The 26,412-nt window shown below is 57.4% G+C and carries 19 protein-coding genes and 1 pseudogene; 5 read left to right on the top strand and 15 right to left on the bottom strand.

Features of this window, described 5'->3' with window-relative positions; translation table 11 throughout:
• The first annotated feature begins 213 nt into the window (after positions 1 to 213).
• A complete protein-coding gene (locus CLV41_RS27155) occupies positions 214 to 1,170 on the top strand; it encodes a helix-turn-helix transcriptional regulator (RefSeq protein ID WP_103225629.1) in 957 nt (318 codons plus the stop codon).
• A gap of 100 nt (positions 1,171 to 1,270) precedes the next feature.
• On the opposite strand, the gene CLV41_RS27150 is transcribed toward CLV41_RS27155, so the two are convergent.
• Positions 1,271 to 1,813, bottom strand: a complete 543-nt coding sequence (locus CLV41_RS27150) for a hypothetical protein (protein WP_103225628.1) — start codon at positions 1,811 to 1,813, stop codon at positions 1,271 to 1,273.
• A 96-nt stretch (positions 1,814 to 1,909) separates the two neighbouring features.
• Positions 1,910 to 3,268, bottom strand: a complete 1,359-nt coding sequence (gene repC / locus CLV41_RS27145; protein WP_103225627.1) for a plasmid replication protein RepC — start codon at positions 3,266 to 3,268, stop codon at positions 1,910 to 1,912.
• A gap of 711 nt (positions 3,269 to 3,979) precedes the next feature.
• On the opposite strand from repC, the gene CLV41_RS27140 reads away from it, so the two are divergent.
• Entirely contained in the window at positions 3,980 to 4,669 is a 690-nt protein-coding gene (locus CLV41_RS27140; RefSeq protein ID WP_170107339.1) for a M48 family metalloprotease, read from the top strand.
• A gap of 125 nt (positions 4,670 to 4,794) precedes the next feature.
• On the opposite strand, the pseudogene CLV41_RS27135 reads toward CLV41_RS27140, so the two are convergent.
• Positions 4,795 to 7,772: pseudogene (locus CLV41_RS27135) on the bottom strand (Tn3 family transposase).
• 153 nt (positions 7,773 to 7,925) lie between these two features.
• On the opposite strand from CLV41_RS27135, the gene CLV41_RS27130 reads away from it, so the two are divergent.
• On the top strand, positions 7,926 to 8,516 hold the full coding sequence (locus tag CLV41_RS27130) for a recombinase family protein (RefSeq protein WP_103225625.1): 591 nt from the start codon (positions 7,926 to 7,928) through the stop codon (positions 8,514 to 8,516).
• On the opposite strand, the gene CLV41_RS27125 is transcribed toward CLV41_RS27130, so the two are convergent.
• Positions 8,499 to 9,221 carry a class I SAM-dependent methyltransferase gene (locus tag CLV41_RS27125; RefSeq protein ID WP_235867278.1) on the bottom strand — a complete coding sequence of 241 codons (723 nt, stop codon included), beginning with the start codon at positions 9,219 to 9,221 and terminating at the stop codon, positions 8,499 to 8,501. The genes CLV41_RS27130 and CLV41_RS27125 overlap by 18 nt on opposite strands.
• A gap of 182 nt (positions 9,222 to 9,403) precedes the next feature.
• Here CLV41_RS27125 and CLV41_RS27120 point away from each other — a divergent pair, with 182 nt between their 5' ends.
• On the top strand, positions 9,404 to 11,263 hold the full coding sequence (locus CLV41_RS27120) for an ABC transporter ATP-binding protein (protein ID WP_103225624.1): 1,860 nt from the start codon (positions 9,404 to 9,406) through the stop codon (positions 11,261 to 11,263).
• Positions 11,264 to 11,523: 260 nt separating this feature from the next.
• Here CLV41_RS27120 and CLV41_RS27115 read toward each other — a convergent pair whose 3' ends face one another.
• The 7 genes from CLV41_RS27115 to CLV41_RS28365 all read right to left on the bottom strand — a co-directional run bounded on the left by CLV41_RS27115 (position 11,524) and on the right by CLV41_RS28365 (position 22,453).
• Positions 11,524 to 12,108, bottom strand: coding sequence for a hemerythrin domain-containing protein (locus tag CLV41_RS27115; RefSeq protein WP_103225623.1), 585 nt, complete (start codon positions 12,106 to 12,108; stop codon positions 11,524 to 11,526).
• A gap of 16 nt (positions 12,109 to 12,124) precedes the next feature.
• Positions 12,125 to 12,877 carry a peptidylprolyl isomerase gene (locus CLV41_RS27110; RefSeq protein ID WP_208987752.1) on the bottom strand — a complete coding sequence of 251 codons (753 nt, stop codon included), beginning with the start codon at positions 12,875 to 12,877 and terminating at the stop codon, positions 12,125 to 12,127.
• 113 nt (positions 12,878 to 12,990) lie between these two features.
• A complete protein-coding gene (narI, locus tag CLV41_RS27105; RefSeq protein WP_103225621.1) occupies positions 12,991 to 13,725 on the bottom strand; it encodes a respiratory nitrate reductase subunit gamma in 735 nt (244 codons plus the stop codon).
• Between the two features lie 11 nt (positions 13,726 to 13,736).
• Positions 13,737 to 14,462 (bottom strand): nitrate reductase molybdenum cofactor assembly chaperone, encoded by a 726-nt coding sequence (gene narJ, locus CLV41_RS27100; protein WP_103225620.1) that lies wholly within the window; start codon positions 14,460 to 14,462, stop codon positions 13,737 to 13,739.
• The gene (gene narH / locus CLV41_RS27095; RefSeq protein WP_103225619.1) at positions 14,462 to 15,985 is read right to left on the bottom strand and encodes a nitrate reductase subunit beta; all 1,524 of its coding nucleotides are present in this window, start codon (positions 15,983 to 15,985) and stop codon (positions 14,462 to 14,464) included. The genes narJ and narH overlap by 1 nt, the downstream gene beginning before the upstream one ends.
• Entirely contained in the window at positions 15,982 to 19,722 is a 3,741-nt protein-coding gene (locus CLV41_RS27090) for a nitrate reductase subunit alpha (RefSeq protein WP_103225644.1), read from the bottom strand. Before CLV41_RS27090 ends, narH begins: the two co-directional genes overlap by 4 nt.
• 13 nt (positions 19,723 to 19,735) lie before the next feature.
• Complete coding sequence (locus tag CLV41_RS28365) at positions 19,736 to 22,453, bottom strand: nitrate/nitrite transporter (RefSeq protein WP_103225643.1); 2,718 nt, start codon at positions 22,451 to 22,453, stop codon at positions 19,736 to 19,738.
• Between the two features lie 957 nt (positions 22,454 to 23,410).
• Between CLV41_RS28365 and CLV41_RS27080 the strand changes: the two genes are divergently transcribed.
• A complete protein-coding gene (locus CLV41_RS27080) occupies positions 23,411 to 24,073 on the top strand; it encodes a Crp/Fnr family transcriptional regulator (protein ID WP_208987751.1) in 663 nt (220 codons plus the stop codon).
• Between the two features lie 73 nt (positions 24,074 to 24,146).
• On the opposite strand, the gene CLV41_RS27075 is transcribed toward CLV41_RS27080, so the two are convergent.
• The 4 genes from CLV41_RS27075 to ubiV all read right to left on the bottom strand — a co-directional run bounded on the left by CLV41_RS27075 (position 24,147) and on the right by ubiV (position 26,410).
• Positions 24,147 to 24,419: a nitric oxide reductase F protein gene (locus CLV41_RS27075; protein WP_103225617.1), complete on the bottom strand. Its 273-nt coding sequence runs from the start codon at positions 24,417 to 24,419 to the stop codon at positions 24,147 to 24,149.
• A gap of 6 nt (positions 24,420 to 24,425) precedes the next feature.
• On the bottom strand, positions 24,426 to 24,992 hold the full coding sequence (locus CLV41_RS27070; RefSeq protein WP_328590059.1) for a cytochrome c oxidase subunit 3: 567 nt from the start codon (positions 24,990 to 24,992) through the stop codon (positions 24,426 to 24,428).
• Positions 24,993 to 25,139: 147 nt separating this feature from the next.
• On the bottom strand, positions 25,140 to 25,526 hold the full coding sequence (locus CLV41_RS27065; RefSeq protein WP_103225616.1) for a hypothetical protein: 387 nt from the start codon (positions 25,524 to 25,526) through the stop codon (positions 25,140 to 25,142).
• A complete protein-coding gene (ubiV, locus tag CLV41_RS27060; RefSeq protein ID WP_103225615.1) occupies positions 25,499 to 26,410 on the bottom strand; it encodes a ubiquinone anaerobic biosynthesis protein UbiV in 912 nt (303 codons plus the stop codon). Before ubiV ends, CLV41_RS27065 begins: the two co-directional genes overlap by 28 nt.
• Positions 26,411 to 26,412 lie beyond the last annotated feature (2 nt).

Genomic DNA, 26,412 nt, shown 5'->3' with positions numbered 1-26,412 from the left:
CCATCGACTTTTTCAACGGTATCCGCCCTCTATAGACCTTCACTCACCGCGCAACGAACGGCTGATTCCAGGATCATGTCCAAAAACATGTTGTTGCGTCCGAGTTCGCAGCCGCGGGTCGTCGCGACAGGCATAACAACAAAATCGCGTAGCAAAAACACATATATTGCGTACCCTCCAGAAACACGCTAATCGTGTCACAGCACACATTAAATGCGTGAGACTGACATGAAGATAAAAGAACTGCGTGAAAAAATGAACTGGAGCCAAGGTGACTTGGCGAAACTGCTCAGCAAGACACAACAGACCGTGTCCAGGTGGGAGAGTGGAGCGACAGAACCCGGCATCGATGCGCTACGTGACATGGCAATGATTTTCGGTTGCAGCGTTGACGACATTCTCGGGCTCCAAGGGGTAAGCCCGAGCAACAAGCTCACCGTTTCAATTCCACATGCGGATGCGCTGGCTGAAGAGTTCGACGGTTGTTGGGGGAACCTCGGTCTGAAAATGAGAGACCGAAAACACACCAAATGGTATCCGATTTCTGCCTCACAGCGCGAAAAGATCAGAGACGCCCTGAACGGCGAAGTCCTTCAAACCCAAGCGAAGTGGTTCACTGTCACAACGCTCAACAATCGCGCACTGATCGTGAACCCGAAAGCAATGCGCCGGATCTGGCTGCTTGCGGAAGAAAACGACGAACCGGAGAACGGTGATTTCGTCGATGTCGGCGATGCTATCACGGGGTGGCCTCTTGAGCTTTACCGCGGCCTTAGGGAATGGGCTTCTTGCGACGACGAGAAGGCCTGGCACACGGGCACTTCCGAAAAGTACCGGTCTGCCATCGCTGCCTTTGTCTCTGAAAAAGATCTTGACCGAGAGAGTGCATTAGACCTTGTCCATAGCACCCGCATCTTCGACATCGACGGCAACGAAACCACCTATTGGGTGGAGGAGCAAAATGCCTACGATGCGATAGACGCGATTGACGAGGACGCAGGAGAGCCCCCGGCCGCATTTGAACTGTCCCATCAATTTGGCGAGTTTGAATCGTTCTTCCCGTTCACCAATATCGCGCTGATTGACTTTCCGTTGCTCGACATCATCGACGTGCACAAGAGCATGTTGAAAGAATACGAAAACGACGCGCAAAAACAGGAAAATCGCTAGGCGGTTGAACAAAATGAAACCCCGCCAGCGTCCGTAGGCGCTCGCGGGGTTATTGGTCCAGGATTCCCAAAGCAAATTTTGGGTTTGCAGCGCCTGGCGGTCAACGCAACTCGTTTAGCTTCTTTTGCAAGCGAGCCCCGTCCGGCGTCGCGAGCAAATTGAAAATATCCTTGTGTGCCTCCTTCGGGTTCAGCACAAGCCAGTAGTCGCCCGTCACCCGGGTTTTGCCGCCCTCGGCCTGGAACGTGAGTTCAAGGAAGGAAACCGGCGCGCCCTTGGTCCGGTCCTTCAGCGGGTTGTTGTCGTTGACGTTGGTCGGGAGCGTCTTGTTGAACAGCGCCTTGTTGTCCGTTTCACGGGCAACCTTGAAGCCAAGCGTCGGCCTCGTGAAAATGGCCTTTGAAGCGGCTTTGGCGGCCGCCACGTTCTTGGATGTTACGACGGTAGGCTTGTTCGCCTGGGAGAATGTGGTTCCGCCATCGGTGGTCTGACATGCCGCCAGGAAGGCAGCAGCGCATGATGCGATCAGAAATTTTCTCATAAGTTCACGGTCCTCGTGTTTTGGGAGCTGGATTTCATTTGTTCCGTCGCCGGAACGGGGGAACGGTCTGTCAAGGTCGGCCGGGTTACCGGCCGCCGGCATCGGGCAGCCTTGACAGGCCGTGGGGGCGAGCCCCCTGCCCTCGGAATTTGTCTGGCGGAACGCCAGTCCGCCGCGCGCCGCGTATCAGCCTGACCATCAGGTCAGACCGCTTTCCGGCTGGGCCTGCTTCAAGAGCCCGAAGACGGATCTGTGAAGGTGGAGCTGTCCCCTGCCCGCCTTGGCGAGCATGCCGCGCAGATAACCGCCGGGACTGGAGATGGGATTGTCGGGGTCGGTCATGCGCCGTTCCACGAGGACGATTGAGACGGCGGCCGCGGCCGAGCCGATCTCCCCCCGCAAATTGGCCCACAGGCTCGGGCTGACGCCGATCCAGGCAGCAGCGGTGGCGGCGGCCCTGTCCAGGGAGGACCAATTTCCCCTCCCCTGCCCGGCCTCTCCCGCAATCAGCTCGCGCATGAGTTCGCTGGCAACATCGGTCACCTGATCGAAGCGTATATGCTCGATCCCGGTCGCGCCGCAGGACCTGTCGGTATCCTGACTGTCCTGCGCACGTGTGGGAACATCGGGGCCTTGTGCCCGCTCCCTACTGCCCTTTTCCATGCCGCCCGCGTTAGCGGGCTCCGTTTGCCCGATAACTTCACCGCCGTCCGGCGATGTCCGTTCTCCACTACAAGTCCCTACGGGATTTTGCCTTGTATCTTCCGTATATTGGCGCCGGAAACCCTGTTCCGCCTGGGCGGAAATTTCTTGATCGAGAACGCTGGTCAAAGCATGTTTCAGGCGCGCAATTTGGTCCTCCAACTCCAAACGAAGAGAACACACTGCAATCGTCGGCCAGGCCTTCTTGCTGAAGCTCCGGCAAGGGATCCGTTGTAAGAGCTTTTCTGCCGCACAGGTTACGTCTGCGCTGAGGTCATGGGCATGAGCGTGCTCCGCCAGATAGCTCAGAACACGGCGCAAGGATCTGATGCGGCCGATTTCGGAGCTGCGCAATTGAAGGTCAGCCGCATCCGCCTCGCCCATCTTTTCGATGTCCGCAAAACGTTCGATCAGAGGCGTGAGCACAATGCCGTAAGCATCGACGAGTTTTCCGGTCTCGTCGCGCTTGGCATATCGCCGGTGGTTTCCGGAATCGTTCCAGAGAATGAGGCCCTTGCGGGCAAGACTGGATTCGTAGTTTCGGATCGTGCGTTCCTCGACATCGAAGTGCGCCGCAAGGGTCTTGACCTGGGAGAAGGCGACCGGTGTCGCCCCCTGCTCCCAGTCCTCGGCCTGGGTCATGCAAATCTGATGCTCAAGGTAAGCGAGAACAGCCGGCTTGATGTCGAGCGCGCGACGCGCCCGTTTGAGAGCCTTGATCACGTCGATTTTGGTCTTGCCTTTTGGCAGACTGATCGAGGGGACGAGGATCCCCGATGAAAACGCGCGGCGGTGTTTTGCGGCTTCTGCAGCGTCAATCCAATCCGGATGCGACGGGTATTCCAACTTGCTCAAGTCCAGCTCCGTCCCCCTACCCTGTGGTTGTGGATAGACAATAGAAATCCGCCCGCAAAAATTGCGGCCTGGCTTGTCAAATTGTCTGGGGGAGCTACAAAACCAGCGTTCTAGACTTACTTAGGTAAGGCTCCCCCCTGGATCCGACTTGTCGGGTCTAGGGGTTTCCATTTCAGGCCCCTAAACGGGGCCTTTTGTGTCCAATTCCATTCAAAATCACCAAATTGAAGCGTTGACTTGCAGCGAATCAGTTCAGCAACCCTGCGTCCTTAGGAGTGGCAATATTCGGAGTGTGTTTCAATTTTGTTTGACAACGCCAGAGCTTTTTTTGCAACTTTTCTGTGAAGGAATATTAAATTGTACTAAAACAAATAAGAACGTACACGAACGGTCAAATTCTAATTATTTACCTTCACCAATATATCTCTATGTCTTTTCATTATTTTCCAGAAAATAATACTGTAATTACTTGTTGGACATTGCAATCATTGATAGAACCCCCCTGGTCAAAAGGAGAGCCAAAAGATGAACCCCGTATTCAGGGTTGCAGTTATTGAGGGAACGCGGCTGCTAGCACTTTGCGCGGGTATGACTTCCGCCTTTCTGATTACCGCGTTTTCAATTGCACTAATCAATGTCCCCTGCACACTCTTTTACAGGCCGATACTAATAGAAGATTGGCAGTTCTTCGCCGTATCCCTGGCTATCGCTGTGGCGCCGGCCGTTTTCGTTGCCTACGTGCCGTCTTTCGCCGCCAGCGCCTTCGACATTCGTTTTTCGACACGCAGACTGTCTCAGCGCGAAAAAGAACTCGTCGCCAAGGTCGAAGCCGTTCTGGAAGACTGTGCAAAAAAGAGCGGGATCAAACTGCCCCAGATCGTTTGGCGGGTTCAGGACATCGGCGAAATCAATGCCATCGCCTACGCGCATAACCGGGTGTGCTTCACGAAGGGCATCCTGCACAAGTATGGCGACACCCAGGCAGGCATCGAGCGCCTGGCCGGCGTTGCGGCCCATGAGATCGGGCACCTGCGAAATTGGGATACCAGGACCAACATGCTCCTGCACTACCTGACCTTGCCGGTGAATCTCGGCGTTGGCCTCGCCAACACCACCATCAACCGCATTCCGATCATTGGCCTGATCTTCACACTGGCGACGGTCGTCTTCAGGCTTCCGTGCGACATCGCGCATTTCCTGAACGGGTCCACGTCACAGTTTCAGGAGTACCAGGCCGACAGGTTTGCGGGAAAGCTGATGAACAGCGTCGGGATATCGGAGTTTCTGGATGACATTTCGAACGTGAGCGAACTGCCGGGCGACAAGTTCTCCGACTGGCTCATGCGCACCCATCCGCCGAGCGAGCTCCGACACGACGAACTGACGCGCGAAGCCCGGTAACAACTACCCGCACATTCTGGATCTTTCACAGCACGTTGACCTTCTCTCGCCGTGCCCCTTCCCCCATGGGGGTCAGAACAAGATCTGCATAAAATCCTGCGCTAAGCTCGAACGGATTGTGAACATCATGCAGCCCGGAGGATATTTCCGGGGAGCCGCAACGTCCTGAAGCCTTCAGGTATTTGTTGTTCCGTGTCCCAGGAATAAATGCCCGTCAGATTGATATGCTCCCAACTGAGCGGTGAGATGTGTTTTAGCACATCATCGGGAATATTCCGGCCCTGCTGGCGCAGATGAGCTGCTGCCCGGCTGAGATAGACGGTGTTCCAGTGCACGATGGCACTGACGACCAGGTTGAGCCCGGAGGCCGGGAACGCCTGGCTGTCATAAGAGCGGTCACGGATTTCGCCGCGTTCGTGGAAGAAGACGGCACGCTTGAGCTTATGGGCGGCCTCCCCCTTGTTGAGACCAGCCTGGCACCGCCGGCGGAGCGATTGGCTCGAATACCATTCGATCATGAACAGCGTCCGTTCGATGCGACCGATCTCGCGGACAGCCTTGGCCAGGTCATTGGCTTTCGACGAGGTTGCAAACATCTTGAATATGTTTGACGGCGCGACGGCTCGCGTGGTGACCGACGCGCCCAAGCGCAGGAGATCGTCCCAATTCTCGAGAATGAGCGTGGTGTTGATCGGAGTGCCAATATGATTGGCCAATGCCGGGTAGGTATCGGCCCTTTCGAAGGTATGGAATTTCCGGTCCTTGATGTTGCGTAGCCGGGGAGCGAAGCGTTTGCCGACAAAAGGGAACAGTCCGAAGACCTGATCGCTGGCGCCGCCGGTATCGGTGAACAGTTCCTCGATCTCGAGAATGGTGTCATGGTCAAACAATCCGTCCAGGACATAGACGGCCTCGCTCTCGGTGGGGCTGATCGGCAGGATGCTGAAGTAGCCGTACTGATCTGAAAGTCCACTGTAGAATTTCGTGCCCGGTTCGCTTCCGTAGTGCAGGTTGATGTCGCCGCGCTTTGCGGCCCGGTCGCTAGCCCGAAAGAACTGCCCATCGGAAGACGCTGTCGTGCCGTCACCCCAGAGACGCGAATGCGGATGAAGCGTATGTGCGTCGGTCACGCAGGCTTGCGCGGCGCGATAAGTTTCGGACCGAGCATGGAAGGAGCGCATCCAGCCGATCTAGTGGGCGCTGATCCCTTTTGAAGCTCCGGCCACATGCGTTTCGGTCCGAGATTCGTCCCGTCCGCGAGAACGCCGGCTAACATCGCCTATAGGTTCTGAGGAACGTCACCCGTTCGAACATGGGAGAACTGGTCGGCAAAGCCGGTCCATTCATGCACTTCCCGGAGCAGGTCAGGAATTTCCACAAGCGGATACATTTCGGAGATTTCTGCGTTCAGATCTTCAGCCGCAGCGGGAACATCCCTGGAATGCGGCCTCACGATCAAGGTTCCCGCCTCGAGCCTGACGCCTTCGAGCTTTCCATTGCGGGCACGATACGCCAGCCGTTTGAGGTTGAAGTCCATCATTTGCTGGACCTCGGCCAGCCACGCCTCGCCGTCTCTCTGCACACCGAGACCCAGTTTGTCTTCCTCCTTGAGAGCGACAAAAGTGGACTTTGACATCAGATGTTCATCGATCGGCCGCAAGGCCCGGCTGCCTTCGACCCAGACATCGCGGGATCTGAGCCGATCACGCAATTGAGCGAGCGTCGCAATCTCATAAAGCCGGCGATCCGGCTTTCCTTTCTCGAAGATCAGCTTCCTGTCCGACTTTGAAAGATGGGCAACCGGGACGCGGTCAGGAAGAACGCGCCTACTTTCGGCATAAAGCGATCGGAGGGCTTCTATTGCGGCCAACAACGGATCGTGCCGACGGCGTGACTGGAAAGAAAATGTTTGGAGGAAAGCTGCCGCATATTTGCTAAGGTTACCGTATTGCTCGGCCGCCAGCGCTAACGGGGAAGTGCTGTAGCTTTCGACGATGGCTTCGAGACCTGGCTTGATTTGCAGTAGCCGGTACTAGCCGACCTGCCGGTTCAATGTGTCGATCGCATCTTCACCTGTATCGTTAGCTGCCTGCAAGGCCACGATCGTGTCGAGGAACAGGCGCAATGCTTTCGATGTTTCAGCACGGGTGTTCATATGGCGCTGCTTTTTGCGGTTGTTGGCCTTTGAGAACAATCGGCCGAGCAATTTGATGAACATGGTCATCGCGTCGTCGGTGAGTTTCTGGCCAAGCTTGATGACCTGCACCACGAGTGTCGCTCGCCGACGACTGGCGGTAAAGTCGTTGGCAAGCCAAGCCGGCGTGGCATCTCCTTCACGAACCATCTGGTCCCAACGTCCAGACGGAATACGAGCCTGCAATTGGGGATCGATGCCAAGCGAGCGCGGAAACGCGATGCGCTCTGTCAATCCGACTAGGTTCATCGCACCCGGGGCGTCCGGAGCTGACTTCAACCAGTGAAGGCGGGTCTGGCTGATCGCCGGATCGACGGTCAGCAGACCGTCGAGAGTCTCCAGTGTCTCCGGTGTTAGGTCTGAGATCAGGGCGGCTTCAGCACGACGGCGCGCGATGGTTCGTGCCAGCAATCCCAAACGTTCAATGACATTCGCCACAGGCAACAACACGCGGCGTTCGCGAAACGTTGCGATGATGGCATTCGCGATTGGCAAGCCTTTGTCGGTTGCAGAAGCAGCCTGCATCGCAGCCAACAATGCCGCTCGGCGATCCTGGGCGGTCGCACTCCTCATTCCAAGATAACCAAGCAAGTGTGTGATGTGATTGCTGCGCGTTTCCTCGCGCCGGGCATACCGTTCAAATGAAGCGGGATCGGCTCCAACCTGTTCGGCAATATAGTTGAGCACTGCCTTTGGCGGAGCTTCGTTGACCGAGAGTACCCGGCCCAGATGGCGCATTACGCAAAGCTGCATCGCGAAACCGAGCCGATTGTGTTCTCTTCTGCGAAGCTCGATTTCAAGCCGGTCGGCTGGTGACAGGGAATAATGATGGATCAGGCTGTCTTCGTCGGTCGGGACATCGAATAGTTCTTGTCGCTCCTGAATCTTGAGAAGCATCCGCCGGGCCATCTTTCACTCCATACTGTGCAAGTCGATGGCCTACGTCTGTGTCCGAAAACGTCCGATTGCGTACAGGGCTAAAACAGCCTGTCCACAAATTACCTTGACAGCATTCTGGACAGGCAGATAATTTGAACAGTCTTTTCGGACAGGATTGACGATATGTCGCGCACCTTCGCCTATGCCCGTGTGTCAACGACCGGACAGACGACGAAAAACCAGATTGAAGAAATCAGGACGGCTGGGTTTCACGTCGAAGACCACCGGATCGTGACCGAGACGATTTCCGGAAGTGTACCGATCGTGCAACGTCCGGAATTCTCTCGACTGGTGAACCGTCTGGAACCTGGCGACATTCTCATTGTGACGAAACTCGATCGCCTTGGCCGGGACGCCATAGACGTCAGCTCGACGGTCAAGGCATTGGCCGACGAAGGGCTGCGTGTCTACTGTCTAGCACTTGGTGGGGTTGATCTCACGAGCTCCGCCGGCACGATGACCATGAACGTGCTTAATGCCGTAGCCCAGTTCGAGCGGGATTTGCTGGTTGAGCGGACGCAATCCGGTCTCAAACGTGCCATGTCGGAAGGAAGGACTCTTGGACGGCCAGCGGCTCTCAGCGAACCGAAGAAGCAAGAGGTCCGCGACGATCTCGCCCAAGGGATAAGCGTGTCCGCCATAGCTAGGAAATTTGGCACAAGTCGCCAGACGATAATGCGTGTACGTGATGAAGATTCAAGCAAGCGCAACTAGCGTAAAGGAGCCTGGAATAGTCGAGTTTCTTGGATCCGGGTGCTCATCCAGCCTGACGATTGTAAACCCGGCTGTGATGATTGCAGTCAGAATATCGCCCATGGTCCAAAAACGATACAGGCACCTTCCAAGGCTTGCACCGGTGGCATCGGGATTGGGCACGTCAGCCTCTACCAGGTCGGACTGGAAATAGTCATGAGGTCCTTCGGTCCAGAAAAGCTTTCTCTGGACCGGATGGAATTCGTTCAAAAAGAGATTGCCGCCAGGTCTCAAAAGCTTGCGCATTACGGCGAAGAAACCTGCAATATCCTGATGATAGTGGAGAATTCCAAGCTCAAGGACAAGAACGTCAAAGTCGCGGTCTTTAATATGATTATCCGCCTCCATGATATCGCAAAGCAAGTAATCGATCGTAACATCGGCGGCCGCAGCGAGGTCGAGCGCATAGCGCCGGTTCTCTTCAGAGAAATCGGCAACTGTCACCTCTGCACCCTGCCGCGCGAGCGCAATCGCGATTCGGCCATGAGAGCCTTGGACGTTGCAAATGCGTTTGCCCGCGACATCTGCGAGGTACGGGGAGAGACGGCGGAGAACGCGTTCAGGTTCAGCGACGATTCTTGCTGCCTCAACCTCGGGACTCCCGAAAGCGGATACCCATGCATTGAACCGCTCAGCGTTCCAAGCGCGTTGGTTTGCTTCGGTCACTTAGTTGGACTGGTCAGATTCCATCAGCGCATACTATTGCCAACCTCGTTACACGCACAATAATCACTGTCCATTCGATCTGTCGCTACAATTGCATATCGACTTTCCCGACATCTATTTCGTGTTTAAGTTGAAACGATTGCTGAGCGGCTTTCCTTTCCTCACCTTCGGTTGGGTCACCTATGTCATTTTCAGATTTCGTGTACCGTCGTTTTGAGACCATCATCCGGCCTTTGGACATCCCCTATTCACCACTTCCGTCGAATGGCCCCTTTTCGTTTGTCTTGCATTTCGCGCGGATGTTTCGCGGTGTTTTGGCTGGTATTGCTATATTCAGCGTCGCTGTTGAATGCATCAACCTTACAGTCATTTGGGGCATGTCCGTCATTGTTGACGGTGTCAGCTCAAAAGGAGCCTCCGTTTTCATAAGGGAAGACTGGACCTTGCTCGCCATCCTGGGAGTTCTCGTATTTCCTTTCCTGCCGCTATGCGTTTTTTTGGCAAATACTCTCAATTCACAGGTAGTGACGGTATGCATGCCGGCGGCAATGCAATGGCAGGGCTACAAGGCGGTTGAGCGTCAGGACCTTGGTTTTTTTCACGATCTATTTGCCGGACAAATTGCCGCTCGCATCTCTCAAGCCGCCTCTGCACTCCAGCAGCAGATCGCAGTTGCCTTCCAGAGCGTGCCCCACTTCACAGTACAGTTCATTGGATCCCTCGTTCTGCTCGCCGCGCTTTCCTGGCCGCTTGCGGTCCCTGTGTTCGTGTGGATCGCAGGTAATCTGGTTATCGCATTCCTGGCAGTGCCGCGATATGCGGAGCGTTCCCGCCGAACTGCGCGCACGCGCAGTCTTGTTGTCGGTGCAATGACCGACCTTTACAGCAATATTCAAATGGTGAAGCTCTTCGCCGCTGAGGAAAGCGAGGCAGGCGCTATCAGAAACATAATGCGAGATGCAATCGAGACCCAACAATTCGAACGGCGCATATATCTGACGACAGACAGTTGGGTCATGCTTCTGAGTGTTTTTCTCATCATGAGCAATGTGGCCGTTGGGCTATGGGGATTGGTTGCGGGCTTCGTCACGATTGGTCAGTTTGTCGCCATGATCGCTGTCGTTCAAAGACTGAATGCCAATGCACGGGCGTTCATTCAGATGGGACAGCAGATTTTCCAAGCTGTTGGCACAATTCGGGACGCCATGCCGGTCGTGACCACACCCCCAGCTGTCCAGGATGTGTTGGACGCAAAGCCACTCGATATTACCGTCGGCGAAATCGAATTCAGGAATGTTCACTTCGACTATCATAAGGGACAAGGTGTGATCCGCGACTTGTCTCTGACCGTGAAACCTGGTGAGAAGGTCGGTTTGGTGGGGGTGTCGGGCGCAGGAAAATCAACCCTCGTTAACCTGCTGCTGCGCTTCTACGACCTGGAAAACGGTGGCATCTTCATTGACGGCCAAGATATCCGCGACGTCACCCAAGAGAGCCTTCGCGAGAGCATAGGTGTCGTAACCCAGGAGGTTTCCCTGCTCCATCGCTCCATTGGCGACAACATCCGATATGGCCGGCCCGCCGCGTCGCTTGAGGAACTGGAACATGCCACATCGATGGCTGAAGCAAGTGAGTTTGTCGCGGACCTAAAGGACAGTGAAGGGCGCACTGGTTACGACGCGTTCGTTGGGGATCGTGGGGTGAAACTCTCCGGGGGGCAGCGCCAGCGCATTGCAATCGCCCGTGTTCTACTGAAAGACGCGCCCATCCTCGTCCTTGACGAAGCGACCTCCGCTCTGGACAGCGAAGCCGAGGCAGCGGTTCAGGACAAGTTAGCGCTTTTGATGAATGGAAAAACCGTAATAGCAATCGCACACCGGCTGTCCACAATTGCCAGCATGGATCGGATCGTCGTTCTCGACGAAGGACGTATTGTTGAGGAGGGGACACCACAAGATCTGCTCCAGCAAGACGGATTGTATTCTCGGCTCTGGAAGCGGCAAACTGGCGGCTATATAGCAGACACCTTCGACGAAACATGACAGCGTGGGGTTCGACAACCAAAGGGCTGGTGATGGCTTCATCACGCAGCTAATCTCATTCTGAACGACTGCGGCGGGTCCAACTCCCTTTCAGGGGTCGTTGACACGCCCTCGGAACTTTCTATCTTTGGTAGCAAATTTTGAAATGGATATTTGTTTTGGTTGTGGTTTCGCGACACCTCATTGAACGAAGTGGCGGAGTGTTCCCCGTCAGCAACCATGAGACATATCGGCGAAATTGCTTAAGGAGGATTTCTGTCTCATGGTTGCTGACGGGGAACATAAACACATAGCGGGGGCACGTCAGAACTGCGCCGCTCCAACATGTGGGTTTTCATCTTCGCAAGATCGTTTTTGGTCAGATGCGCGCGGGCCAAGGGCAGAATGATCGCGTTTTCGACAATCAAGTCTTGCCGCGCCTGATGCGCGAACCCTGTCATGCGTGTCCGCATCTTCTTGGAGAATGCCGGCAACTCCCTTTCTCCGGCTTCGATCAGGCCGGCTATGGCTGGCGCATCCAACCGCGTAGTCCCGTGACCGGCCAGGAGCTCGTGGATCACTTTGTCGATTTCTTCGTCAGGCGCGCAGCGTTGCAGCATCAGCGGAAACAGATCGATGTCTTCATCTGCAAGATGTTGCGGCAATTGTTCGTTCAGGAAAGCCAGAAGCATATGGCGCTCGCTGTCATTGACCGGCGAACCAGCGGCCAGCTTGTCGATCAACGCGCAGACCTCCCGTTCGCGCACGTGATCTTCGGCAAGAAAATCCAGCGGGTTTTCCAATACTCCAATTCTGACGGTTTCTCCTCCTGCCGCGGCCCATCCTCGTGCAGCCCCCCTTGTCATTGGCCTTTCCTCCCGATCAGCCCATGTTCAAGTCAGCGCCTTCTATTCTTGAGGCTTTCACCAATTGATCGACGAACTGACGTGCCTGTCTGGCCCAGGCGGTTTTCTCCAAGGCTTCCCCGATCTTTTCCCGCACAGCTTCAAACGGCAGGACCTGGCCCTCTCCCAGAGCGTCCATCCGGATGATGTGATAGCCATGACGGGTAAGAACCGGTGCTGCGATGATCTCGCCCTCGGCAAGCTGACGCAGTGCCGCCTCGAATTCAGGAACAATGTCTCCCGGCCCCAGTTGTCCAAGCGCCCCGCCTGACGCCTTCGATCCGCAATCGCTTTCACGCGCAGCCAATGACGCAAAGCCCCCGGGGTCACCCAGGGCCAGTTCAAGTATTCCGGTGGCACGTACCAGCGCCTTTGTTCGACCGGCTTCATCGCGTAGATCGCAGGCGCACAGTATGTGCGACACTTCCCAAAGCGGCGGCGCCCGAAAGCGTGCCGGGTCTTTCTCCCACTCGGACCGAATGTCGCCTGGTTCAGGCGGCGTAACGTCGATGACCAATTCCAGAAGCCCCCGGATGAGGGCTTCTTCCTCGATTTCAAACCGTCCAGGGCCTACTTCCTGCGGGTCCGCAGCGATTTTGCGCGACCGGGCTTCCTGCAACAGCAAGGTTCGGATGGCGACCGCATTGGCAGCCTTGCGCCAGGCGCTGCCGGGATTTCCCTTCGGGGCTTCGTGGTTCTGCGTTTCGGCGGCGACAACGGCGTGAGGCACTCTTTCACCGTTGACAATCAGAGGGGTTTCCGCGGTCCTGGGCGCAGTTTGCTGCCCCCCCAAAGGTTTGCCATTGTGGCTCACGACTGTTCGAAGTGGTTCTGACAAGATCGCTACTCCGCTGGAGATTGTGTGGAGGAGCTCCGCTGTGCCAACGCAGTCTGACGGCGGGACCGCACGATCTGATACCCGCGACGCAAAAACAGGTATCGCAAGGGGACGAAAATGCCCGAAAAGATGTGAACCAGCCGGGTGAACGGGAACAGGACAAAGATCGTCAAACCTGTCAGGATATGAAGCTCGAAAATCCACGAAGTACCTACGGTATAACTGGCCGCGTTCGGATCGAGCGTGAAGATACCCTGCGCCCACATCATGAATTTGATCATTTCGCTACCGTCTATATGTTGAAGGGAAACGAAGATCGACAGCGTCCCAAGCACAAGCTGAAACAGCAGCAGCAACAGGATCGCGATATCCATCGTGCTGGAGGTTTTGCGGATGCGCGGATCAGTCAACCTGCGGTGCAGCAGGATGAAACCGCCGATCAGCGCCGATACGGCCCCTGCCCCGCCAACGACGATTGCCAGTATCTGCTTGAACTCGTGGCCGATGCGCAGCGCTTCCAACAGCGGAATCGGGGTCAGCAGACCGACAACGTGTCCGAAAAAGATCGTCAACACGCCGATGTGGAACAGGATCGATCCGACGATCAGCCGTTTGTTGCGCAGTAGTTGGCTGGATTCTGTTTTCCAGGTGAAAGGGTCGCGCTCATAGCGAACGATACTGCCGATCACCAGCACGGACAGGGCGATATAAGGGTAGATTCCGAAAATGAATGTGTGCATCTGAGCCTCCGTTATTCAACCGCGGGCCGAAGCATCGGCGCGGGTGTCTGGGGGGGATCCATTTTTGCGAGCATATCGCGCACCTGCGGGCAGTCGGCATTCGGGTCAGGACCGAAAAGCACTTCGCTTTCCTCCCAGACCTCGTCGAGCGCTTCAAGATCGTTGGGATCATCGTCGGGCTGGCCGAGCATTGCACCCACCGCTTCCTTGTCGGCCCTCACCCCCGACAGCTGCACCAGCGCCCCGAACACCGGCGCATAATTGCTTTCGCGGCGTGAAAGCCGTCCGATCAGGGCAGTGAAGATATGCGCCGCATCCGCCAGCGTTTCGCGTGCCTCGGAGAAAGGGCGTGTGGCAAGGAATTCCAGCAGGACCGGAAGGTGATCCGGCAGCTCCGGCGTAACCGGATCGAACCCGCCTGCGCGGTAGGTTTCGACCAACGACACCATCGCCCCTCCCCGGTCGCGGCTTTCACCGTGAACATGTTCGAACAGGTTCAGGGAAAGGGTGCGCGACCGGTCGAAGAGCATGACATATTGCTCCTCGAGATCATAAATGTCGCGACTGGCCAGTTCCTCGACCAGCGGGCGCAATGCCCGCCGTTGGGCAGCGGTCAGCCGGGTGTCGGAGGCCAGAACGGCGCCGATCTCCAGCATGGCCTTTTGCAATTCCTGCGTCGGATAACTCAGGATCAGCGAGAGGGCTTTCAGCGTGCGATCTTGGAGTTGGGGGACCATCACTGCACCTCCGCGGGCATCTTGAGGGGCTTTCTGGCCCCGCCGAACAAAGACCCCTTCGAGATGCCGGACGAACATCCGTTGGTGTCGGTGAACCCGCAACCACCCCGCAGGTCATAGGCGTCCTCGACCTGTTCGCGATGGGTTGTCGGGATCACGAAACGGTCTTCGTAATCAGCGAGAGCCATGATTTTGTACATGTCCTCGATCATGCGACCGCTCAGGCCGACGCGCTCGGCGATGCCTTCGTCGATGACACCTTCCACGGTCTTCGACCGCATGTAGGATCGCATCGCCAGCATCCGTTCCAGCGCATGGATCACGGGCTCTTCATCGCCGGCGGTAAGCATATTGGCCAGGTAACGCACCGGGATACGCAGGTTGCGGACATCTGGCATCGCGCCGTCCAGACCGATCTTGCCCACCTCGGCGGCATTCTGGATGGGCGACAGCGGCGGGATATACCATACCATCGGCAACGTCCGGTATTCCGGATGCAGCGGGAAGGCCACCTTCCACTCCATCGCCATTTTCCAGATAGGGCTTTCGCGGGCCGCCTTGATCCAGTCCTCGGGGATGCCATCGGCGCGGGCCGCCTCGATGATCGCGGGATCGTTGGGGTCCAAGAAAACACCTAGCTGCGCATCATAGAGATCCTGCTCGTTCTCCATGTTGGCCGCGTCCTCAATCTTGTCGGCGTCATAGAGCATCACACCCAGATACCGGATACGCCCCACGCAGGTTTCCGAACAGACTGTCGGGTTGCCGGACTCGATCCTCGGGTAGCACAGGGTGCATTTCTCGGATTTGCCGGTGGACCAGTTGTAATACACCTTCTTGTAGGGGCAGCCGGACACACACATGCGCCAGCCGCGGCACACTTCCTGGTCGATCAGGACGATCCCGTCCTCCTCGCGCTTGTAGATCGCACCCGAGGGGCAGGACGACACGCAGGCCGGGTTCAGGCAATGTTCGCAGAGCCGGGGCAGATACATCATGAAGGTGTTTTCGTATTCCCCGTAGATCTCCTTCTGTATGCTTTCGAAATTGTAGTCCCCGGAGCGCTTCGAAAACTCGCCGCCCAGGATTTCTTCCCAGTTCGGACCTTTTTCGATTTTCTCGATCCGCTCACCGGTGATGACCGAGCGGGGACGCGCCGTCGGAAACGCCTCCATCTCTGGCGCCGATTTCAGGTGGTCATAATCGAACGTGAAAGGTTCATAGTAATCGTCGATTTCCGGCAGGTTCGGATTGCCGAAGATGTTCGCCAGGATCCGCCACTTGCCCCCCTGCTTGGGCTGAAGTTTACCGGATCTGGTCCGCTCCCAGCCGCCGTTCCAGCGTTTCTGGTTCTCCCAATCCGTGGGATAGCCAAGGCCCGGCTTGGTTTCGACGTTGTTGAACCATGCGTATTCGACCCCCTCGCGGCTGGTCCAGACGTTCTTGCAGGTGACGGAGCAAGTGTGACACCCGATGCATTTGTCGAGGTTCAGCACCATGCCGATTTGTGCGCGGACTTTCATTCTGCGGCCTCCGTCTGAGCGGGTTGATATGGCTTCTCGGCATCAAGCCAGTCGACCTTGTTCATCTTTCTGACGACGACAAATTCATCCCGGTTCGCGCCAACGGTGCCGTAGTAGTTGAAACCATAGGATTGCTGGGCATAGCCTCCGATCATGTGGGTGGGTTTCAGCACCGTACGGGTGACGGAATTGTGGATGCCGCCGCGATTGCCGGTCTTTTGCGACCCCGGCGTGTTCACGATCTTTTCCTGGGCGTGATACATGAAGGTCGTGCCCTTCTTGATCCGCTGAGACACAACGGCCCGGGCGGTCAGGGCACCGTTGACGTTGTACACCTCGATCCAGTCGTTATCGGCGATGCCCGCGGTTCTGGCGTCCACTTCCGATATCCAGACCACCGGTCCGCCCCGGTTCAGGGTCAGCATCAGCAGGTTGTCGGTATAGGTCGAATGGATGCCCCATTTCTGGTGCGGCGTTATGAAGTTCAGGACCAGAGAGTCGCCCTTGTCTTTCACCGCCTCCGTCACGGATTTGAGGTCGACCGGAGGCCGGTACGACATGAAGCCTTCACCAAAGGCCCGCATCCACAGGTGATCCTGATAGAGCTGCTGTCTGCCCGTCAGGGTCCGCCACGGAATCAGTTCATGCACGTTGGTATAGCCGGCGTTGTAGCTGACTTTCTCGGATTCAATCCCCGACCATGTCGGGCTGGAGATGATCTTGCGCGGCTGCGCGGCGATGTCTCGAAAGCGGATCTTGTTGTGGTGCTCGCCTTCGGCCAGATGCGCATGTTCGCGCCCGGTCACCTTTTCCAGCGACTGCCAGGCCTTGACCGCAACTTCCCCGTTGGTCTCGGGCGCCAGCATCAGGATCGTCTCGCAGGCGTCGATGCCGGTGTCGATCCTGGGGCGGCCTGTCGCGGGCCCATCCAACTGGCGCCCATTCAGGTCGCCAAGGTTTTCGACCTCATCCTCGGTGTTCCAGGTGATCCCCTTGCCCCCATTGCCAAGTTTGTCCATGAGAGGGCCAAGCGTGACAAAGCGGTCATAGATCGCGGTATAGTCGCGTTCGACGGGCACGTAATTGGGCGCGGTCTTGCCCGGGATCAGATCACATTCGTCCTTTTTCCAGTCTTTCACCTGATCCTGAGCAAGCTCGGACGGCGTATCGTGCAACGTCGGCACGGCCACAACGTCCATCTCCCTGCCGAGATAGCCGGGTGTGATGTCCTGCAGTTTCCTGGCGAGAGACTTGAAGATTTCCCAGTCGGATTTGGATTCGTAAGCCGGATCGACCGCCGCTTGAAGCGGGTGGATGAACGGGTGCATGTCCGATGTGTTCATGTCGTCCTTTTCGTACCAAGACGCCGTGGGCAGAACGATGTCGGAATAGACCGCAGTGGTGGACATTCTGAAGTCGATGGTCACCAGCAGGTCCAGTTTCCCGCGCGGCGCGTCCTTGTGCCAGACCGCCTCCTTCGGCATCTGGCCGCCTTCTTCACCCAGATCCTCACCCAGGACACCATGGTCGGTTCCGAGCAAGTGCTTGAGGAAGTATTCGTGCCCCTTGCCGCTGGACCCAAGCAGGTTGGAGCGCCAGACAAACATGTTTCGGGGCCAGTTCTCCGGCGCATCGGGATCTTCGCAGGACATCTGCAAATCGCCGGATTTCAACTTCTCTGCGACGTAGGCCGGAATGTCCTTCCCCGCCGCCTTTGCGGCTTTGGCCACCTCCAGCGGATTGGTTTTCAACTGCGGCGCGGAGGGCAGCCACCCCATCCGTTCGGCACGGATGTTGTAGTCGATCATGGAAATGTCCCAGTCGCCTTCAGGGGCTGTTGGCGACAGAATGTCCCTTACAGTCATCTTTTCATACCGCCATTGGTCGGTATGGGCATAAAACGCGCTGGTGCCGTTCATCTGGCGCGGCGGGCGGTTCCAGTCCAGCGCGAAGCACAGCGGCAGCCAGCCGGTCTGCGGACGCAGCTTTTCCTGCCCCACGTAATGCGCCCAGCCGCCACCGGATTGACCGACGCAACCGCACATCACCAGCATGTTGATGATGCCGCGATAGGACATGTCCATGTGATACCAATGGTTGATCCCTGCACCGAGGATCACCATGGATTTGCCCTGGGTCTTTTCCGCATTGGATGCGAATTCGCGCGCGACATGGATGATCTTGTCGGCCTTCACGCCGGTGATCTTTTCCGCCCAGGCAGGTGTGCCGGGCATGTCGTTGGCAAAATCATTCGTGACCCAGTCACCACCCAGTCCGCGATCAAGGCCGTAATTGGCGCAGAAAAGATCGAACACGGTCGCCACCCTGACCTTGCCGTCTTTCGTCGCGATCTCCTTGACCGGAACGTTGCGCGTCAGAACATCCGGGTGATCGGCATTGGTGGCGAACTGACCAACGGCCATGCCACCGAAATAGGGAAAGTCGACGCCAAGAACCTCGTCGTGGTCGTCCTCCAGCACAAAGCTCTTCTGAAGGCGGATTTTGGCCTCTTGCGCTTTCTCCTCAAGATTCCAGACGCCGTTCTGGCCCCAGCGATACCCGACCGACCCGTTTGGCGCGACCACCCCATTGGTCAGTTCGTCGTAGGCCACGGTTTTCCATTCGGGGTTATTGGCCTCCCCCAGCTTGTCGTCCAGATCGTCGGCGCGCAGGAACCGACCGGGAACCAGCTTGCCGTCCTGTTCCTCCAGTCTGACCAGCATTGGAAAGTCGGAATACCTGCGGGTATAGTCCTCGAAATAATCGACCTGGCGATCCAGATGGAATTCCCGCAGCATCACATGACCGAAGGCCATGGCCAAGGCTGCATCTGTGCCTTGCCGGGCGTTTAGCCACACATCGCCAAACTTCGCCGCCTCGGAATAGTCCGGCGAGACCACGGCAGATTTAGTGCCCTTGTAGCGCACTTCCGTATAGAAATGCGCATCCGGCGTCCTTGTCTGCGGCACGTTCGAGCCCCACAGCAGCAGAAAGCCAGCGTTATACCAGTCGGCACTTTCGGGCACATCAGTCTGTTCCCCCCAGGTCATCGGGGAAGCAGGCGGCAGGTCACAATACCAGTCATAAAAGCTCAGGCAGGTGCCACCCAGAAGGCTGAGGTAGCGCGCGCCTGCGGCGTAGCTGACCATCGACATGGCAGGAATCGGCGAAAAGCCGAACACCCGGTCGGGGCCCCAGGTCTTGGCGGTATAGGCATTGGCGGCGGCGGTAATCTCGGTCGCCTCGTCCCAGGTGGCGCGCACGAACCCGCCCTTGCCACGGGTCTCGACATAGGAGGCGCGCAGGATCGGGTCTGCCTGCAGCTTGGTCCAGGCTTCGGTCGGGCCCATCGTCTTGCGCATGTCGCGCCAGATCTTCATCAGCCGGCCGCGCACCAGCGGATTTTTCACCCGGTTGGCGGAATACAGATACCAGCTGTAGCTTGCCCCCCGCGCACAGCCGCGAGGCTCGTGATTGGGCAGATCCGCGCGGGTGCGGGGGTAGTCGGTCTGCTGGGTTTCCCAGGTCACGATGCCGGACTTGACATAGATCTTCCAGCTGCACGAGCCGGTGCAGTTCACCCCGTGAGTGGACCGCACGATCTTGTCGTGCCGCCAGCGGTTGCGGTACGTATCCTCCCAATCGCGGCTTTCACGAGTTACCTGCCCGTAGCCATCCGAAAACTGTTCGAGCTCCTTGGGCTGAAGAAAGTTCAATCTGTCGAGCAGATGGCTCATGGTGTTTCCTTTCCTATTCGGCCGGTTGGGCAGCGGCAGGACCGCGACCGCGTTCGATGTCATGGAGAAGCCCGCCTGGTCGTGTGTAGTAGACCCAGGTCAGCACAAGGCAGATCGCGTAGAAGACCAGAAAGCCCCACAGCGCCCCGACAGCGGAACCCGTCATCGCGATCGACGTGCCATAAGCTTGCGGGATGAAGAACGCCCCGTAAGCGGCGATGGCGGATGTGAAGGCGATGATCGCGGCGCTTTCGCGTTCCGCCTGGCGACGACTTTCGGCCGCATCCAGTTCCGGCATCAGGCGAGGCACTTCGCGCCCCATGATCGCAGGAATCATCTGGAAGGTGGAGGCGTTGCCGACTCCGGTCAGGAAGAACAGCGCCATGAAGCAGGCAAAGAACGCCGTGAAGCTGCCCGCTCCCAGTGAGGTGATGACACCAAAGACCGCGACGATCATCCCGACAAAGACCCACAGGGTGACACGCCCGCCGCCGAACCGGTCGGACACCCACCCGGTGGCGGCACGGCTCAGTGCCCCCACCAGCGGCCCCAGGAACACAAATTGCAGTGCGTTCACTTCGGGGAAGGCAAGCCGGGTCAGCAGCGGAAAGCCCGCCGAATAGCCGATGAAACTGCCGAATGTGCCGGTATAGAGGATACACATCAGCCAGTTGTGCTTGCGGGTGAAAATAATCGCCTGTTCGCGGAAGCTGGCCTTGGCATCGGCGATGTCGTTCATCCCGAGCCATGCAGCGATTGTTGAAACGAGGATGAATGGCACCCAGACGAAGCCTGCGTTCTGCATCCAGAGCTGGCTGCCGTCCTCCAGCGTAACCGGTGAACCGGCCATCGCCCCGAACACCCCCACCGTGATGACTAGCGGCACCAGGAACTGCATCACCGAAACGCCAAGGTTGCCCAAGCCTGCATTCAGTGCCAGAGCGTTGCCCTTTTCGGCCTTCGGAAAGAAAAAGGCGATATTGGCCATCGACGACGCGAAGTTGCCGCCGCCCAGGCCGCACAGCAGCGCCAGAACCAGGAAGATAAGATATGGCGTCTCGGGATCCTGCACGGCATAGCCGATGCCCATCGCGGGCAACAGCAGCGATGCCGTCGAAAGTGTCGTCCACAGCCGTCCGCCGAAAATCGGCACCATGAAGCTGTAGAAGATCCGCAGCGTCGCCCCGGACAGGCCCGGCAACGCCGCCAGCCAGAACAGCTGGGTCGTGGTGAAGTCGAACCCGATTGCCGGAAGTTTTGCCACCACCATCGACCAGACCATCCAGACCGAGAAGGCCAGCAACAGCGCCGGTATGGAAATCCACAGGTTGCGCCGGGCGATACGTCGGCCCCTAGCCTGCCAGAAGGCTGCATTTTCGGGCACCCATTCCTCAAGTGTGTGGCGCGCCCCGGCGCTTTCAGGCAGGGGGAACCGGTCAAGTTCAGCCAGTTCGGGCAGCGCATCGCGCGACACGCCGTGTGCCTCACGTTCCATCAGCTGGACCGCAAAGTGCATCCAGACGAGTGCAGTTCCAACCAGCAAGAACAACAGAGCAAAACAGGAGGTGTAGACCCCGGTCAGGTCCAGCACCGTGCCGAACACGATGGGCAGGACGAAGCCGCCCAGTCCGCCGATCATCCCGACAAGACCACCGACTGCCCCAACATGTTGGGGGTAATATACCGGGATGTGTTTGAAGACCGCTGCCTTGCCGAGGCTCATGAAGAACCCCAAGGCGAACAAAAGCATGACGAAGGGCCAGAAGCCCATGCTTGTTGAAAACGCGATCGGACCGTTCCGTCCCTGGATTACGTAATCCGTCGCCGGGTAGGACAGCATGAACAGCAGAAGCGTCGAGAACCCAAGGCTCCAATACATGACCCTGCGCGCACCGAATTGATCCGACAGCTTCCCGCCGTAAGCGCGAAAGACTGACGCCGCAAGGCTGAAAGTCGCTGCCGCCATGCCCGCTGTCTCGATACTCACGCTATAGACGTCGATCAGATAGTGCGGCAGCCACAAGGCCAGCGCGACAAAGGCGCCAAACGCGAAGAAGTAGTAAAGCGAGAAGCGCCAGACCTGAAGATTCTTCAGGGGCGCAAACTGTTCGGCCAGAGACGGCGCTCTAACACCGGATTGGCGACGCGCGACCAGTTCGGGATCGTCTTTTGCCAGAAGAAAGAACAGCACGCCCATGATGGCCAGACCCGCAGCCCAGGCATAGGCCACACCGTGCCAGCCAAAAGCGACCATCACGAAGGGGGCGACAAACTTTGTCACCGCAGCGCCCACATTGCCGGCTCCGAAAATGCCAAGCGCCGTGCCCTGACGGCCTGCGTCGTACCAGCGCGAGACGTAGGCCACACCAATGATGAACGAGCCGCCCGCAAGGCCGATGCCCAAGGCGGCAATCAGATACATGACGTAGCTGTCTGCCAGTGTGAGTGCCCAGGTGGCCAGAGCCGTCAGGAGCATCTGCGTCGAAAAGACCAGCCTTCCACCATATTTCTCAGTCCAGACACCCAGGAACAGGCGCGTAACGGACCCGGTCAGGATCGGGGTGGCAACGAGCAGACCGAACTCGGTATCGTTCAGCCCCAATTCCGCCTTGATGGCGACACCGATGATCGAGAAAATCGTCCAGACAGCGAAACACGCCGTAAATGCGATTGTACTCAGTCCAAGTGCCCTGTTCTGATCCGTGGCGCGGACGGTCCCGGTACTGTCCATGAATTTGCCTCCTCGCGTCTGCGTGTGCGACATGCTCTTTTCAAGCACGTTGACGAGATTGAGGACTTCAGGACCGTCAATTCTTGATTTGGATCAAGATGTTTCAAGAAACGCAGCAAAACAAATGATACGGACAAACATGTCGATCTGAACGCGTCAAAATATCAAGCCAAACAGAATACAGATCAATTAATTTCTTGATATTTATCAAGATGTGGATTGATCTTTAGCATATCTGAAAGTAACCCGTTCCGGGTTCGTATCGCGAATAAGCTTGACAGGCCATTTTACTTGCAAATATTTATATACACACCCTTCTCAGCGAGAAAATAAAGTTTTTATTTAATTTTTATCTGAATCTAGAAGAAATTCTGCCGGAAATTGGACGCTATAAAACTATTTTTGGCCACATAAAACAAAATATACTCCCCTTCTGCTAGATCTCGACTGCGCCTAAACGAAGTGTATTTTCATGGTGATGCATTTTTTTGCGCTTGCGAGACAATATTTGCATGTTGACATCATTGCCGTGAAATCGTCCAGACGGGATATATGGTCGCCTTTGATCCGCACGGCGGTTTCGGCCACTTTCCAGGGCTCGTTTCAGGCTCCGCCAGAAACTCTCTTCAGCGTCCGGGCAACCGGAAACGGTGATTGCCGGCGCGCCGCCTGACATCCGCCGAGCCGTTGAAACCATATATTTCTGACCTTCGACCGTGCGGCAGACCGCCGGATGGAAGGGCGTAAGCGCGGCGGGCCGCGCTGGCGGAAAGCTCCGACACGGATATCGCCAACAGTGGGGTCGGGCCAAGGACCAACGTGTGGATCATCGTGGGTGGCCGCACTCACCTATTGTGCAAAATCACTATATGTCTCATGCCTATTCCGTCGCGTGGACTGAAAGGGTCAGAAGGAATGCCGAACGAACGCCAGAGTAAGATTGCCCGGAACTCGTTGTTGCTGAAGAGTTTTCCGGAACAGATCCGGGAAATGGTGCTCAACATGTCTAGCTGGTCGGACTATGATAGGGGGGAAACCCTGTTCCTGCAGGGTGAAACGGCTCAGGCAATTCACATCGTGATGGATGGCTGGGTGAAGCTTTATAGGATTTCACCGAACGGCGGCGAAGCCATCGTGAACGTGTTCACGAAAGGTGAAAGCTTCGGTGAGGCGGTTGCCTTCCGCGGCCTGGCCTATCCGGTTTCGGCCGAAGCGGTGACGTCCTGCGAGGTCATGCGCATCCCGAGCATCGCCCTGCTGGAAGCCATGCGCAAGGAACCGGAGATCGCCGTCTCCATGATAGCATCCACCTTTGCCCATCTGCATTCGCTCGTCTCGCAACTGGAACAGCTCAAGGCCCAGACCGGCCCACAACGCGTTGCAGAATTCCTTCTGGAATTATGCGAACAGGAAACAGGACAGTGTGAGGTTACTCTCCCCTACGACAAGTTCCTGATCGCCGGCCGTTTGGGCATGAAACCTGAAAGCCTGTCGCGCTCCTTCGCCCGCCTCAAGTCCGCTGGAGTGCGCATTAACCGCAACCACGCGGAAATCGACGATATTGAACGGTTGCGTACCTTTTCCGAGGAAGATCCCGTCGAAGCCTGGCACAAGGGATGATCAGAGACGTCACAGCCTGCTTGCGGTCCCGGACAGCGCGCGCTAGATCCGCCGCCGCAGGTGCCAGCGGCTTCTACCGGATGAAATCCGGGGCCAGAAAAAGCCCGAGCAGCAGCATGCAGTATAGACCCAATACCCAGTTGAAGCCGCTCAGCCAGGCGGGCGCCCGCCAGAGACCGAGATAGCGGGCCAGGATGACCCGCGCCTTCATCCAGGCAAACAACAGGATCAAGGCGCCGGCAACACTACCGCCAAAACTCGCGCCGCCCGTCAGGGCAACCAACACGGACGCCCCGCTCAGGACCATGAGCGTCACCCAGGCACGTGTCGTTGCATCATGGATCATCGCAGGTCATCCCAGAAGATAAATTACCGGAAACAAAAGCACCCAGACGAGATCGACCATGTGCCAGAAAGCCGTTCCCGTCTCCATGTCACCCGGATCGTCTTTCCAAGCGACCAGAGCGAGAATGACCATGCCGGCCAGTATATGGGCAGCATGAAATCCCGTCAGAAGGTAGTAGAACGTGAAAAAGGGATGGGTCTCGGTGGAAATGCCTTCTCCCGCCTTTTCCAGATACTCGTCGACCTTGAGCGCCATGAACACCGCCCCCAGTGCCCCGGCCCCGGCCAGATGCCAGCGCGCCGCAGATCGTCGCGCCTGTAGCCGCAGATTCAGTGCGCGCGCCGCCAGAAATCCACTGGTGATCAAGACAATGGTGTTGATGCCGGCAAGGGTCGGTGAAAGCCGTGCCTGCGCGAGGGAGAATCCGGATGGATCGGTGATCCTGACTGACAGGAAAGCAGCGAGCCCCGCCCCGAAAACCAGCAGCTCGCTGACGATCAGGACCCACATGATGAGATCACCGGGCAGTGTTTCCAGCGCGTTAACTGGTGCATTGTCGGGTTTGTCGTCCAACCTGTCCTCCTGTGAGCCGACGGTTGATCCGCGGCAGAGCCTGAACAAGCGGACCTGGATGGGAAAAGACATACCGGAGGTCCGCGATTAACGGAGAGACTCCGCATGCGCCGATCTGCGGGGTCGGTGACAGCCTTGCTGCGCCGGTCAACTGGACGGTGTTATCCCTGCCAGCTCCGTCAGATATCTCGCACAGCGGTCGGCAAGATCGGCAAGGAATTTCAAACTCTCGGCATGGTCGTGCATTTCCTGTGCGCTCAGCGACTGCCCGTCCAATCGGGCGAGTTCCGACATGAACGCCACACCGGCCTCAAGCTGTCCATAGTCGGCGGTGATTGTCCGGATCAGTTCCTTCTGCCGTTTCAATTTTCGCCAGGCTTCGATCGCGACGATCGTGCGGTCCAGCTGTGTCTTGCAGGTGCACGGCATGTCGAGCCGTGCCAGTTCGCGGTGGATCTGGTCCACCACATCGCAGCAGGATTCGTCCACGTCCGCCCCGTTTTCGGCTATGCAGGAAGGGCTGTCTTCTTCCATCCCGGATCTCCAGAAAGATAAGCGTTGCACAGCGGACCCGGCAGATTCATTGCGGTCAGGCGCGCTTCCAGCTCCTGCGCATCGATGCCGCCATCCAGAAACGTCCGGAATTCGGTCAAGACCTCGACCATGCCGAGTGAGTGTGGCGACAGGCGCAGCCGCCTAATGCCTGTTGCCTTCAGCTGCCCGCTGGAAAGCCCGGAATAGTGACAGGCATCGGACAGGGTCTGGATCCCGTTTGCCGCCAGGAAACGCGTGCCGTCCAGTGTCGCAATGTCCATCCCGTCCGGGTCCTTCTCACACACGAACTGGCATGAATCCTTGCGCAGACCGTGTGCCCTTGCGTGGTAGCAACGGGAAGAAAGCGCCAACGGCAATCTGCCGAAGGCAAAGAGTTCCACGTCGACTTCCGGGACAAGCGCGGCGATCTTCTGGATCGAGGCAAGCGGGAGTTCGACAGGCGGACACCAGCTTACCGCCCCCCGGTTCGTCAGAAAGCCCAGACTGGCTTCATTGTAGATATTCAGGAACGGACCGGCGGTGAAGGTTCGGTCGCGACAGGCGGGCACCATGGACATGTCGTTGATTTCGATGGGCATGTCATAGGCCGCCTGCTGCGCGAGAATGTCCCTTTCCCGCTTGTTGACGGGCTGGGCGAGTGTCGAGAGCACGACCTCCTTGCCCGCGCTTGTCAGGACCGCGATGGCGTCCGGCCAGACGGGATCGTTATACGGCATACGTTTGCCGCAGACGACTTCACCGAGGTAGACCCGATCAACAGGCGCTTCAGCGGCGATCTGCTTGTAGAAATCCAGAAGCCGGTCCGCCGACCAGTTGAACAGGCAAGGGCCCAGAGCAAGTTCAATGGGAGATGCACCCGCCATTC

The organism is Roseibium marinum (genome assembly GCF_002906165.1).
Classification (GTDB): domain Bacteria; phylum Pseudomonadota; class Alphaproteobacteria; order Rhizobiales; family Stappiaceae; genus Roseibium; species Roseibium marinum.
This window is presented reverse-complemented; position numbering and strand designations above follow the sequence as displayed.

What these genes read in the sequence shown, in the direction of transcription:
- CLV41_RS27155 (WP_103225629.1), top strand. Translation starts at nt 214, where the DNA reads ATGCGTGAGACTGACATGAAGATAAAAGAACTGCGTGAAAAAATGAAC.
- CLV41_RS27150 (WP_103225628.1), bottom strand. Translation starts at nt 1,813, where the DNA reads ATGCCGGCGGCCGGTAACCCGGCCGACCTTGACAGACCGTTCCCCCGT.
- CLV41_RS27130 (WP_103225625.1), top strand. Translation starts at nt 7,926, where the DNA reads ATGTCGCGCACCTTCGCCTATGCCCGTGTGTCAACGACCGGACAGACG.
- CLV41_RS27120 (WP_103225624.1), top strand. Translation starts at nt 9,404, where the DNA reads ATGTCATTTTCAGATTTCGTGTACCGTCGTTTTGAGACCATCATCCGG.
- CLV41_RS27115 (WP_103225623.1), bottom strand. Translation starts at nt 12,108, where the DNA reads ATGACAAGGGGGGCTGCACGAGGATGGGCCGCGGCAGGAGGAGAAACC.
- narI (WP_103225621.1), bottom strand. Translation starts at nt 13,725, where the DNA reads ATGCACACATTCATTTTCGGAATCTACCCTTATATCGCCCTGTCCGTG.
- narJ (WP_103225620.1), bottom strand. Translation starts at nt 14,462, where the DNA reads ATGGTCCCCCAACTCCAAGATCGCACGCTGAAAGCCCTCTCGCTGATC.
- narH (WP_103225619.1), bottom strand. Translation starts at nt 15,985, where the DNA reads ATGAAAGTCCGCGCACAAATCGGCATGGTGCTGAACCTCGACAAATGC.
- CLV41_RS27090 (WP_103225644.1), bottom strand. Translation starts at nt 19,722, where the DNA reads ATGAGCCATCTGCTCGACAGATTGAACTTTCTTCAGCCCAAGGAGCTC.
- CLV41_RS28365 (WP_103225643.1), bottom strand. Translation starts at nt 22,453, where the DNA reads ATGGACAGTACCGGGACCGTCCGCGCCACGGATCAGAACAGGGCACTT.
- CLV41_RS27075 (WP_103225617.1), bottom strand. Translation starts at nt 24,419, where the DNA reads ATGATCCATGATGCAACGACACGTGCCTGGGTGACGCTCATGGTCCTG.
- CLV41_RS27065 (WP_103225616.1), bottom strand. Translation starts at nt 25,526, where the DNA reads ATGGAAGAAGACAGCCCTTCCTGCATAGCCGAAAACGGGGCGGACGTG.
- ubiV (WP_103225615.1), bottom strand. Translation starts at nt 26,410, where the DNA reads ATGGCGGGTGCATCTCCCATTGAACTTGCTCTGGGCCCTTGCCTGTTC.